The 11,624-nt window shown below is 59.6% G+C and carries 10 protein-coding genes; 3 read left to right on the top strand and 7 right to left on the bottom strand.

What is annotated here, in order from left to right; all coding sequences use genetic code 11:
* Positions 1-30 precede the first annotated feature (30 nt).
* The 3 genes from KZJ38_RS12105 to KZJ38_RS12095 form a co-directional block, all read right to left on the bottom strand.
* The gene (locus KZJ38_RS12105) at positions 31-1,272 is read right to left on the bottom strand and encodes a serine hydrolase domain-containing protein (RefSeq protein ID WP_425518245.1); all 1,242 of its coding nucleotides are present in this window, start codon (positions 1,270-1,272) and stop codon (positions 31-33) included.
* A gap of 46 nt (positions 1,273-1,318) precedes the next feature.
* Positions 1,319-2,728, bottom strand: coding sequence for an aminotransferase-like domain-containing protein (locus tag KZJ38_RS12100; protein WP_219800282.1), 1,410 nt, complete (start codon positions 2,726-2,728; stop codon positions 1,319-1,321).
* Between the two features lie 342 nt (positions 2,729-3,070).
* Positions 3,071-3,808: a response regulator transcription factor gene (locus KZJ38_RS12095; RefSeq protein WP_246641450.1), complete on the bottom strand. Its 738-nt coding sequence runs from the start codon at positions 3,806-3,808 to the stop codon at positions 3,071-3,073.
* A gap of 403 nt (positions 3,809-4,211) precedes the next feature.
* On the opposite strand from KZJ38_RS12095, the gene KZJ38_RS12090 reads away from it, so the two are divergent.
* The gene (locus KZJ38_RS12090) at positions 4,212-5,159 is read left to right on the top strand and encodes an AraC family transcriptional regulator (RefSeq protein WP_219796136.1); all 948 of its coding nucleotides are present in this window, start codon (positions 4,212-4,214) and stop codon (positions 5,157-5,159) included.
* Positions 5,160-5,711: 552 nt separating this feature from the next.
* Positions 5,712-7,154 carry a sensor histidine kinase gene (locus KZJ38_RS12085; protein ID WP_219796135.1) on the top strand — a complete coding sequence of 481 codons (1,443 nt, stop codon included), beginning with the start codon at positions 5,712-5,714 and terminating at the stop codon, positions 7,152-7,154.
* Between the two features lie 83 nt (positions 7,155-7,237).
* On the opposite strand, the gene KZJ38_RS12080 is transcribed toward KZJ38_RS12085, so the two are convergent.
* Entirely contained in the window at positions 7,238-7,603 is a 366-nt protein-coding gene (locus KZJ38_RS12080; RefSeq protein ID WP_219796134.1) for a response regulator transcription factor, read from the bottom strand.
* A 752-nt stretch (positions 7,604-8,355) separates the two neighbouring features.
* On the opposite strand from KZJ38_RS12080, the gene KZJ38_RS12075 reads away from it, so the two are divergent.
* A complete protein-coding gene (locus KZJ38_RS12075) occupies positions 8,356-8,793 on the top strand; it encodes a DUF3331 domain-containing protein (protein WP_219796133.1) in 438 nt (145 codons plus the stop codon).
* An 81-nt stretch (positions 8,794-8,874) separates the two neighbouring features.
* On the opposite strand, the gene KZJ38_RS12070 is transcribed toward KZJ38_RS12075, so the two are convergent.
* From KZJ38_RS12070 to KZJ38_RS12060, 3 genes are all read right to left on the bottom strand, one after another.
* Positions 8,875-9,645 (bottom strand): alpha/beta hydrolase family protein, encoded by a 771-nt coding sequence (locus KZJ38_RS12070; protein ID WP_219796132.1) that lies wholly within the window; start codon positions 9,643-9,645, stop codon positions 8,875-8,877.
* Between the two features lie 89 nt (positions 9,646-9,734).
* Complete coding sequence (locus tag KZJ38_RS12065; protein ID WP_219796131.1) at positions 9,735-10,274, bottom strand: carboxymuconolactone decarboxylase family protein; 540 nt, start codon at positions 10,272-10,274, stop codon at positions 9,735-9,737.
* A 196-nt stretch (positions 10,275-10,470) separates the two neighbouring features.
* Positions 10,471-11,439 carry an AraC family transcriptional regulator gene (locus tag KZJ38_RS12060; RefSeq protein ID WP_219796130.1) on the bottom strand — a complete coding sequence of 323 codons (969 nt, stop codon included), beginning with the start codon at positions 11,437-11,439 and terminating at the stop codon, positions 10,471-10,473.
* Between the last annotated feature and the right edge of the window lie 185 nt (positions 11,440-11,624).

The raw sequence follows: 11,624 nt of genomic DNA, 5'->3' as shown, positions 1-11,624 counted from the left end.
TCGCGGCGGCGGTGCCGCCCGACCACTGACTCACGCCCCGGTGATCGCGCTATAGACTTGCGTACGCAACTGACGACGCACCGGGAGCGCGCTCGACGGCAGGAGCTGGGTGAGGAACAGCGCGATCAGGTCCTCTTGCGGATCGACCCAGAAGAATGTCCCTGCCGCGCCGCCCCAGAAAAAATCGCCGGCACTGCCGGGGATCAGCGTCGCCGCCGGCGCAATGGTGGTGGCAAAGCCCAGTCCGAAGCCGACGCCATCGTAGTTGGTCTCGCTAAACGCCGAGCGCGCCAGACGAGGCAGATCGACACCGCCCGGCAGATGATTGGCGGTCATCAGCGCCACCGTCTTCGGGCCCAGCAGGCGCGCGCCATCCAGTTCGCCACCCTGAAGCAGCATGCGCGCGAACCGCATGTAGTCGGCGGCTGTCGATACGAGGCCGCCGCCGCCGGAGATGAAAGTGGGCGGCTTCAGATACCGGCTGGTCTGGGGATCGTCCTGCAGTGCCGGTGCTTGCCCGGCTACGACCTTCGAGCCGAGCGCGCCGACGGCGTAGCAGGCGCACAAGCGGGAGTGCTTCTCGTCGGGCACGTAGAAAGCGGTATCGACCATGCCCAGGGGTTCGAAGATCCGCTTTTGCAGAAAGACCTCGAACGGCATCGCGCCGACCTTGCCGACGATATAGCCGAGCACGTCCGTCGAAGCAGAATAGTTCCACGCGTCGCCCGGTGAAAATTCGAGCGGCACGGTCGCCAGCTTCGCGATCATGTCTTCGAGCGTGTCTTCGTTCGAAAGCTCGCCGACCTTCAGCTTGCGATAAGCGGCGTCCACGTTCGTATTCTGGTGAAAGCCATAGGTCAAGCCCGAAGTATGGCGCAGCAGGTCCACCACGAGCATCGGGCGCGCGGGCGCATGCGTGCGGAAGCCCTCCAAGAAACCGCCGGCGTACACACCCAGTTCGTTCCATGCGGGAATGTATTTGCTGACGGGATCGTCAAGTGCAATCTTGCATTCCTCGACCAGCATCATCACCGCCACCGACGTGATGGGCTTGGTCATCGAGTAGATACGGAAAATCGAGTCTTCGGCTAGCGGCCGTTGCCGTTCGCGGTCGGCAAGACCGAGGATCGAGTTCAACACGAGTTCGCCATGCCGCCAGACCTGAGTCACGGCGCCCGGCAGCTTGCCCGTGGCGATGTACTCGTCGTTGATGAAACGGTCTATCCGCTCCAGCCGTTCACAGGACATCCCCTGCCTTTGCTTGCTTCCCATACCCATGCTTCCTCCATTGCCATCGATGAGCGCCTCCGGCGGCGCGTTAGCAGTAGCGGTCGATAATCTCGAATAGCCGACGACACGATGCAGCGACTTGCGGTTCAGGCGCCGTCGCGACGCCGAGCAAAAGGCCCGGCAAGGACCAGGACGGCATCGTAAACCATGAGGACAAAGGCGATGGTGACATGCCAAAAGTCCTCAATTCGCGAACGATCTGCACGTCGGGCGCGCCGTCGGGGAGCCTGAGAAGGATCGCCAGCCCCGCGCTCACCCACTCCCTATTGCGCATTCGCAACTGCTCGCATAGCGCGTCACGTTGTGCCGAATATAGACGCTTGAGCCGGCGAACGCGCCGGATGTAGTGGCCATCGTGCATGAATTGAGCCGTGGCGAGTTGAATGACGGGCGAAGGCGCCGGCGCAAACGCAGCCGCTACGTTGGAAAATTGCGCGGTCAGTCCGATGGGCGCCACGACAAATCCAAGCCGCAGCCCGGGACTGACCGTCTTGCTGAAAGTGCCGATGTGGATGACCCGTTCGGCCCCACCCAATGACGCCAGCGCGGGCGCTGCCGGACCCTCCAGCTGAAGCTCGCCGAGGTAGTCGTCTTCGATGATCCACGCGTCGTTCGAGATCGCCCATTCGAGCAACTGAAGCCGGCGTCTCAAGGACATGGTCGAACCCAAAGGCGCTTGCTGGCCAGGCGTCAGGACGGCGAGCGCCGCGTCCGCCGCGTGCTCGATACCATAGCTGACGTTAAGGCCTTCCGCATCCACCGGCACCGGTACGACGTTCAAACGGGCAAGCTCTAGCCCCTTGCGGGTCACAATGAAACCGGGCTCTTCCATCCAGACCTTCTTACCGTCCAGACCCAGTACTTGCAACGCAAGGCCCAAGCCGGCGCTATATCCCGAAGTGATAAACACCTGCTCTGGAACGCAGTGGAGGTTTCTGGCGATGGAGAGATACCCCGCAATCTCCCGGCGCAGCTCGAACTCCCCTCGCGGATCGGGATGGACCAGTGACGAGAAATACCCCGTCTTCAGCAGATTGGAGGAGCGCGCGCGTACAAAAAGCTTCTCCGGCAGGCCTTCCAGGGCCGGGACGCCAAGCTGAAAGATCGCCGGCCCACCGATCATCGCCAGATAATCTCGCATGAAGGCCCCGACCGGCGGCGCTTCCGCTTGAACCGCCGGGGCGCGGAGCCGCGGCGCCACGCGCGTGCCCCTTGCGCCAAATGTTTCGACCATCTGGCAGTCGGATAACCGTTCATAGGCCACTTGAACTGTGCCGCGCGCCACACCAAGCTGCGCGGCCAGATCCTGCCACGAAGGCAGTCGGGCACCCGGCGCCAGCACGCCCGATTCGATTGCCTTGGCAATACTCAGCCGAATCTGTTCTGACAGCGGCAGCTTCGCCGTCCGGTCGAGTTGAATTCGCAGTTGGGAGTCCATATTCTTGATATACACAAAATTGAGCAATCTTGGTTCTTCTATTTGTACCATCGAAGGTTCAAAATGCACAGCGACTAGCGTTTGGCCCGGCCAATTCAGATTGGCTCGCGTATCACGCAAAACGCGCTGGGCGCGATCGCGTCGCTCAGAAGGTAAGCAAGAGGGAACATCGAGAGCCGTTCGCGTGTTTCGTCGCGACAGTGACAGGAGGAAGTCACCACGGCGGTCCGGCAAGCGCGCTTCTTGAGCGAACAATGAGCATGCGGCCCGACGCAAGGAGGTCGCACCCGCTCGCGTTAAAGCGCACGGCGGCGGTTAGGGATGTTTAGCGGGTACGTAGGGTTACTCGTGCAAGACGCGTGCGATAGCCGATTCCAGCCGATAGGCCACTTCGTTCGCGCCGCCCTCGTATGATGCGCGTACCTTCTGGTTGTCCAGGCCCCTTATCAGACTTTCCATCTTGATCAGTTGCACAAAATTGCGAGCCCTCATCTTCTGCATCAATTGACGGCGCCCGACTTTGACGGTGATTTCGCTTAAGCAAAGCCTCGATGCAATCTGCTTGTTCATCAGCCCGTCGCCCAACATTTGCAGGAGCGCACGCTCGCGATCGGACAAAGAGCGATACCGTTCCTCCAGGCTTTCGCGCGATTTCTCCAACGCTCGCATCTGTTCGTCGTATTTCAGGGCTGAACAGACCGCATCGAGCATGTCCTGATCGCGAAACGGCTTGGGCAGGAAATCTCGCGCGCCGGCTTTCATCGCCTGAACCGTCATGGCGACGTCGCCGAACGCCGACATGAAAATGATCGGCGGAACGCGCCTTCTTTGCACGAGACGGCTTTGCAGATCAAGACCGCCGATCCCGGGCATACGGATATCGACCACCAGGCAGCTCGCGGTTGCACCGACGTCGGCCTCGTCGTATTCGAGGAATGCCTGGGCGGTTGCAAAAGCCTTCGAACGAAGGCCCACGGATGTCAGTAATCCTTGAAGAGCTTCCCGCACCGAATCGTCGTCGTCGACAACGAAGACCGTGGAAGCAGCTTGAGCGCCCGGTCCAATTGCATATGCTGCCACGCTTGGCTCCTGTGTAATGATGTGCTGGATACCACCGCGCTCCGTGCTTAAGCCATGCGCGCGCACTTATGCGGAGGGGGTACGGATGAATAGCAAGTCTATAGGGCACTGAGAAGCAAAGAATCCGGAGTGAGTCGCTATTCGTCCATTTTTGAATGATGTTTTCTTTAACCATGGCAAATGAATGACAGGGCTGATTAGAATGTCGCGCCGACAAGCCGCGTGACAGCGAGAGTACCCTTGGACAGTGCGCCCTTCTTGTGGCTGTTTATGCAAAAATGGATGAATCAGGAATGATGCAATCGACCAGAGCGATGCCGCGTGGGCTTTGGGCTTCCTCAAGGAAACCCGGGTCAAACCACTTTGCGGCGACCGGTGGGTGGAGAAAATGCAGGACGTGGCAATGACGCGACTCTCCCGAATCTCGACGACCGACCTCGACAACCTGCTGATGCGGCTGGATGTGAAATTTGTCGACCTCGCCGAATGTCACGTGAGTCCGGGCTGGAGTCTGTCGTTTACCGCATCGAAAATGCCCGGCCTGCATTACAACCTGGACGGCACCGGCGAACTCGTGGTCGGTGAAAATGCGCCGATCCGTCTGTCGCCGCACATGCTGATCATCGTGCCGGCTGACCGTCCGTTTCGCATTACCGCTTCCGATCCCCAAGGGCGTGTGCCGTTACTAAGAATGGTCGATCTGGACGCCTCGGAACAAAGCAACACACTGGTGCGTTATGTGGCCGGCACGGAGAAACCTGAAGTGACGCTCGTGTGCGGCTATTTTCAGGCGACCTACGGCACCACGATTGAGTTGTTTTCGGGGCTGACGTCGCCGATCGTCGAGCATTTCGACGTCGAAGACCGGCTCGATCAAAAGCTGAAGTCCGTGATCGACGAACTGGCGGAGCAGCAGGTAGGCGTCAGCGCGATGACGACGACCTTGCTCAAGCAGGTGCTTGTCATGCTGCTGCGCCGTTCACTCACCTCGACGAGTGAACTGGGCGAGCGCTTCTCGATTCTAAGCGATCCTCAGATCGCACGCGCGTTCTCGGAGATGGTCAACCGGCCCGGCGCGCCGCATTCGATCCACACACTAGCGCAACTGTCCGGCCTCAGCCGGTCGTCATTCATGCTGCGCTTTGCCGACCTGATCGGCGAATCGCCGATCGCGGTATTGCGGCAATTGCGGATGCGACAGGCGGCGACGATGCTTGCGTCGAACTACGAACTTTCGATCGATCAGATTGCGCGGAACGTCGGCTATGCGAGCCGCAGCAGTTTCCTGCGTGCATTCAGGAAAGTCTACGGCATGGATCCTTCTGAATATATGGATACCGAACGACCCTAACGCACACTAGCCGGCTCACCTGCACCTCTTGGGTGTTCTTCATCCTCCCAGTATTCGATACGTTCGTATATCCGCCGGATACCTGTTCCACATTGCGTTTCAACGCCAGGCGACCTTGAATGCTGGTAGAGCGACGAGGTGGACGACGGGGCAGTGACGTCCGTTGCGGCCGAACTGCTGATGCGACCCGGAACATCTGATACCGGCCGCGTGCGAGAAGCTTGACGCCGAAGCCATCGGGAGCGTCCCGACCGTCGCCGTCGTCAGCGTCTTCGGGGCACTGCTCGTCGACCCGCAGGGATCTGGCATCTCAACGAAATATCGGAATCTATGTCGTCAATGAGCGAAGCTGCAGTTCGATACGTGACCGGGCTTTCGACGCTAGTCGACTGGTCCACGAAAATTCGTGGCAAGTCCGATTCGCGGGAAATACTCGAAATTTTCATGCGGGGTGTCCTTTCATTTTGCGATGCGCGTCGTGCGCTTGTCGTTGCGCGAGTGCCCGGCAAACCCGTGATTCGTTGCCGCGCCGATCTTATCGGCGACGATGTCATGATGCATATCTGTAACGCGCCTCATGACGACAGGCACGTCGCATCCGCGTTATCCGGTCTCGCGCTCGATTTCGCGCGCACGCCGTTTGACCATGCAGCCGATCGCGCCGGCGGTGCGCAACCTGCCGCGGCGGCGGCTGATATTCACTGGGTACCGCTCGATGCGAGTGAAATCGGCGGCGACCTGTTGTTGATCGGTGAAGCCAGCGAGAAACTCGAGCTGACGACGACCGCGCGGGCGTTCATCCTTCTGCTCGCCGCACAGACGGACTTTGCGCTGCGCAATGTCCGTCTGGAAGCGCGCGCAGTCCAGGCGGAAAACGCGATGCAAACGGCCGAGCGCAACCTGCTCGCGACCGAATTCGCCCTGGCGGAGGGGCAGAGAATCAGCCGCACCGGCAGTTGGCGATGGAATGTGCGAACGCAACGCATGACCGCCTCGAAAGAGCTTTTCCGCATCTACGATCTGCCGGATGAGAGCAATCTGTCGTATCGGGCGTTTATCGAACGCGTATACGAGGACGACCGGCCCCTGTTCGAACAGGCTTTAGCGGATGCAGTGGCGCAATGCAGCGTATTCAAGTTCGAATACCGGATCGCCATTCACGACGGCGACATCCGCTATCTATGCGCGGAAGGACATCCCAATCTCGATCCCGAAGGCGGCCTGGAATATGTGGGCATCGTCAGGGACGTGACGGAAAGACGGCTCGCGGCCGAGGCCCTCGAGACCGCGCAGGCTGATCAGGCCCGCTCGCTGCGCTTTGCGGCAATGGGCGAACTGGCGATGTCGATCATCCACGAGATCAATCAACCGCTGACGGCGGTCATGACGAACGCTGAAACCTGTCTGCGCTGGCTCGTGCGATCAAGACCGGATCTCGAGCAGGCCCGGCAGGCCGCGACGCGTACGACGCGCGACGCGGAGCGCGTCTCGAAAGTGGTCGCGGGTTTGCGCGCGCTATCGTGGAAAACCGGCTTCGCCAAGACCGCGGTGCACATTGACGACGCGATACGCGAAGTCGCGATGATGCTGCGCAGCGACATCGAGCGCAATATGATCAGCCTGAGGCTCGAACTGGCGGCAACCCTGCCGGCACTGGGCGACCGCGTGCAACTTCAGCAGGTGATGCTCAATCTGATGCGCAACGCGATCGAAGCGATGGCGGGCAAGGACGGGCCACGACGGTTGCAAGTGTCGACAGCCATGCTCGGAAAAGAAGCGGTGCAAGTCACGGTGCACGACAACGGGGTCGGGTTTAGCGCGGATCTGACGGGGCGCGTTTTCGAAGCAATGTATTCGACGAAGAAACACGGCATGGGCATGGGACTGTCGATATCCCGCTCGATCGTCCAGGCGCACGGCGGCAAACTGGTCGTCTACTCGAGTCCCGAACAGGGCACCTCATTCCAGTTCGCGGTGCCGTGCGCATCCGACTGACCGTCGCAGGTCGCCAGGCGGGCCAATCTGTTCGCAACGCCAGGGTAAAGCCGCACGAAAAAAGTAAGTGATTCGACAAAAAATCACGGCGATTCGCGCGACGCGAGTGCCCTTTCGACTTCCCTGATCAGATCAGCGCTGCTGAAAGGCTTGACCAGATACGCCGCCGCACCGTTGGTCATCGCTTCGCGCTGCGCGCTTTCGTCGAAATAGGCCGTCATCAGAATCACCGGCGCGGAACAGTGAATCGCACGCAGGTAATGCTGCAATTGCATACCGCTCATTCCCGGCATCTGGATATCCGTGACCACACAGCTAACCGAATCAAAATCACCTGACGCGACGAATTGCTCCGCCGAGCTATAGCTGCTCACTGGAAAGTCCCGCGAAGCGATGAGGTTTTCGACGGCCTCGCGAACAGACGGGTCGTCGTCTATGACTACGATCATCTTGTGCTGTCGAGAACGGAAAACGGGAATCCGCATCGAACCCCGATGCCAGGATCGGCTTCGTTAATCGCGTTCGATCGGTCTCGCTAACGACTGATTTCAGAATGATGCGTGCGACGCTAGCTCAATACTACGGCATCTTTAGTCGACCCAGGCTATACGTTCGTATTGACTTTTGTTTGCTCTTTCCACGATCGCGCACGTTGCATATATTCGTGGTGGTTCAATGCGCGCTACCGGGTGCAATCGGCGATACGTGCATGTCGACGACGGCATGCACAGCGTCCGGTGTCCGCGATCTGGCCATTCGATATGTTGTGGGAACCTCTCCTCCACCATAACGAATCCTTAGACGGGTACACGTCTTAACTTCGTATAACTGGATATACGAATTAGCAATGTGGAACCACGATACCGATATTACGGAAACACGCCGTGAAATTCCGTTTAAAAAGACGATATCCCTGGATTGAAATGAATACCTTGGTTTAGTTGTCTAAGCTGCGTGACTATGGCGTAATGGATGGCAGGTCGTCGCTGATGCCGCCTACCGGTGCAATGTGACATTAATGTTGCCCGGCTACCCGCTACACAATACGCACGGATCTATCGGAAAGGTAATGTCGCTTTGGTATTTGCTAGTGTCGCAAACGGAGATGCTCAACTTCCGTTCCTTGAACGGTGAAGATCATGAATTCAGATTTATTCGTATAACAGAATAATTATAAACGAGGAATTGCCTGGAGGTAGATATGCGCCAGACTGGAAAAGACGAGTTCATCGCACGCGCGCTCGTGGACCTTGTTGTTCGACCATCGCCAACTGCCGAGGACATCCATGCGCGAATCCACCGGAACTGGGCCAAGGTCCGCGCGTGCGGCGCACTGCTCGACGAGACTGACACACTCCATGTGGATCCAACGAATCTGAAGGCGGTCATTCTGGGCAGGCTGAGCACCACGACCATCGCGGTGCGCTGGAGCGATTCACGATCGGGCGTCTATGGCGAGCAAACCTGGCGTATCGGGCGGGCTTGCCGCTATTCGCAGTGCGCGGTCACAGGGCTTCACATTCAACCGCGCGATTTTGTCTTCAAACCGATGCCGATTCATCGCAAGTCGCCATTCAACGGGAACCGGATGATTCTAGCCTCGGCCGTCGAATCAGACCTGGACGGCTACGAAGGATAGAAAGCGGCGATCCGACGCACCCGAGTGCACCCGGAGCATCAGCTCCGGGTGAAGCGCTAGTGAACGCAAGGCCGATATCAATCAATGCTCAGGGCTCAGATTCCGGCTGGCCCAGCTCGATATCCTTGCGGCGGCATAGTCCGCGTCCGCTCCGCGTGTGAGCAAGTGGTCCGCGTTGTCGAGGGAAATGAAGTTCCTCGCGTGCGTCGCGATCGTAAAGATGCGCGCGGCGTTTTCGATACTGACCGTCGCATCGCGCGGCGAATGCAACACCAGCAATGGAATGCGCAGCTGGGCGATCCGCGACGCGAAGTCGTGACGCGCCAGGTCATCGACAAAACTCTTGCGCACGACAAACGGTCTGCCGGCCATCAATACCTCAACTTCCCCTTCAGTCTCGATGGTTTGAAGGCTGAGTGGATCAGACTCATACAGGATATCGCTGATATCGAAGGGAGCGCCCAGTGTGACCGCTGCGCGGATACCCGGCATCTCGCCCGCCGCCATCAGGACGGCCACGCCACCGAGGCTGTGGCCAATCAGCACGGATGGCGGCTTGCCTTCTCTGGTCATCGCCTCACCGGCCGCTATGAGATCTTCCACGTCGGCGGCGAAGGTCATGTCGGTAAAGCTTCCTCCGCTATCTCCTCGCCCGGCAAAATCGAAACGCAACACGCCAATGCCACGCGCGGCCAGGGCGCGTGCGAGGCGCGCGGCCGTTTTGCTGTCCGCTCCACACGTAAAGCAGTGGGCGAGTATGGCCCATCCCTGTGGTGTTCCGTCCGGCAGTTCCAGTCTTCCAGCAAGACGGTAGCCTCGCGGCCCGTCAAATTCGAAGGTCTGTGCGGTCATAAGTCGATATCCCTCGTATTGGCGCACGCTACGTTCATAGGGTGCCGGGCGCGAACCCATACGATGCGCTGCACGCCCGGCAAGGCGGCTCACTCGACCGACGGGAAGTCGACGTCGGTGCTGTTGATACGATTGAAGGTATTGGTGAAGATACCGAGCGCCATGGTCAGCGAGATCGCCGCCAACTGGACGTCGGTATAGCCCGCCGCGCGGATCGCGGCGAACTCTTCCTCGCTGATCGTGCCGCTGGTGGTATGCAGATGGGACACGAAACGCACGAGAGCATCCCGTTTGGCATCACCCGTGGCTCGCCCCTCGCGAATGGCACGCAAAGCATCGACCGGCAGGCCGGTCATCTTGCCCACGAAGCTGTGCGCGGCCACGCAAACATCGCAACCGGTCTTTGCGCTGATCAACAGCTTGATGGTTTCGAATTCCTGGCGGCTCAAGCCGCTCGAAGCTAATGCGGCCTGGGCATCGAGCACCGCGGCAAGAGACTGCGGTACAAGATGGCCCAACGCAGCGTACGTGTTCGGAACGCGGCCACCGGAAATCTTCTTGACTCGCGTGTAGATATCAGCGGTGGCGCCGGTGGCGGACTCGATGGCGGGAACAGAAATTCGGCTCATATCGCGGCCCTTTCGTCGGTTGGGTAAGAGCTTCCACTCTAGGCCGATGCCCCACCGATTTCGAGACTCGCGCTACTCAATAAAAAGCCGAAAAGGATCACTTAAACTGAACAAATTAATCCTGCCTGATGTGGTATGGGATCGCACGCCGCGGGTCGTTCGGCTTCAACGTGACTGCACGTCAAAAGTCAGGTCTTTATTTGCTTCCGTTACTGACCTCGCGCGCGAGACGGCGCCATCGTCCTGGCCTCATACCCGTCCACTCGGTAAATACTCGTCCGAATGCGGAGACGGATCGGTATCCTACTGATTCGGCGACAGCCTCGGTGGACACGCCTGGCTTCTTCAGTTCGTTCGCGGCCCGGCTCATCCGTATGTCAGTCAGCAACTCGACGGCCGAAAAACCCAGCTTGTCTTGAAAGTGCCGCATGAAGGTGGCGCGTGACATGCTGCATAAGTCGGCTAGCTCGGGCAGGTTCCAGGGCCGCGCCGGGTCAGCGATCATCGCGGCGATGGCCGGCGCCAGCCGCGGATGGCCGGCGAGCGCCAACAAGCCCGCCGGGGCCTGCTCGGATTCGCTCGCTGCACGCAGCACAAGCGTAAACAGCGCCGAACTCAGCGCGTTCAGTATGGCGTAGCCACCCAGTTTGTCACTGGCGGACTCCACGCGCATCAGTCCCACGAGAACGGCCAGGCAGTTCGAAGCGGATGAGGCGCCCTCGTCACCATAAGCGTCCATCGCCCGTACTACCAGGTTCGTGGGCAGGTAACTGCGAATCAGCCGATCATGAGGCGGCTCAATGAAAAAGCGCCCGCACAACATGTCGAGGCGTTCGCCCGGGCCGTCATTCTGGCTGAAGGTCAATCCGGCGGAACCTCTGCGTTCGTAGGTCAGCCCCGGCGTATGTCCGCTGCCGTCGTGCAGCACGTGTGCCACACCGTGCGGCAGCAGCACGATGTCACCGCCCACGAGCTCCCTGGCCGTCTTCTCCGTCGGGTCCTCGATAATGGCCCTGCCCTTGAGCACGACGTGATATGGAATCTCGTGGCGCGCGGATTGAGGCCAGGCCACGCGCCAGGGCGCACCGTACGTGCAGCGAACCTCCAGCCGGCCGGTGATGGTGATCATTTGCAGCAGATGGCTTAGCCAGTCAACTTGAGACATAAGACCTCGGGAGCTGGAGACGCTCAAACATCCTGTCGCGGTGGCACGCCGGTTCAACGCGGCACGCGCCGCACTGCCCGAGCTATTCGGACGTGTCGTGCAAACTCACCGCACGCAGCATCGATCGTTGATCACTGGTATCACCAAGGATAACGATGTGACGACTGAGCGCCGATCATGGACAT

Origin of the sequence: Paraburkholderia edwinii (assembly GCF_019428685.1) — a bacterium.
GTDB classification, from domain to species: Bacteria; Pseudomonadota; Gammaproteobacteria; order Burkholderiales; family Burkholderiaceae; genus Paraburkholderia; species Paraburkholderia edwinii.
The sequence above is the reverse complement of the archived record's forward strand: the minus strand, read 5'-3'. Positions and strand labels throughout refer to the sequence as shown.

Bases quoted from the DNA above. Each gene is read 5' to 3' on its own strand.
- KZJ38_RS12105 (WP_425518245.1), bottom strand. From the start codon at position 1,272: ATGGGAAGCAAGCAAAGGCAGGGGATGTCCTGTGAACGGCTGGAGCGG.
- KZJ38_RS12100 (WP_219800282.1), bottom strand. From the start codon at position 2,728: ATGGACTCCCAACTGCGAATTCAACTCGACCGGACGGCGAAGCTGCCG.
- KZJ38_RS12090 (WP_219796136.1), top strand. From the start codon at position 4,212: ATGACGCGACTCTCCCGAATCTCGACGACCGACCTCGACAACCTGCTG.
- KZJ38_RS12085 (WP_219796135.1), top strand. From the start codon at position 5,712: ATGATGCATATCTGTAACGCGCCTCATGACGACAGGCACGTCGCATCC.
- KZJ38_RS12080 (WP_219796134.1), bottom strand. From the start codon at position 7,603: ATGATCGTAGTCATAGACGACGACCCGTCTGTTCGCGAGGCCGTCGAA.
- KZJ38_RS12075 (WP_219796133.1), top strand. From the start codon at position 8,356: ATGCGCCAGACTGGAAAAGACGAGTTCATCGCACGCGCGCTCGTGGAC.
- KZJ38_RS12070 (WP_219796132.1), bottom strand. From the start codon at position 9,645: ATGACCGCACAGACCTTCGAATTTGACGGGCCGCGAGGCTACCGTCTT.
- KZJ38_RS12065 (WP_219796131.1), bottom strand. From the start codon at position 10,274: ATGAGCCGAATTTCTGTTCCCGCCATCGAGTCCGCCACCGGCGCCACC.
- KZJ38_RS12060 (WP_219796130.1), bottom strand. From the start codon at position 11,439: ATGTCTCAAGTTGACTGGCTAAGCCATCTGCTGCAAATGATCACCATC.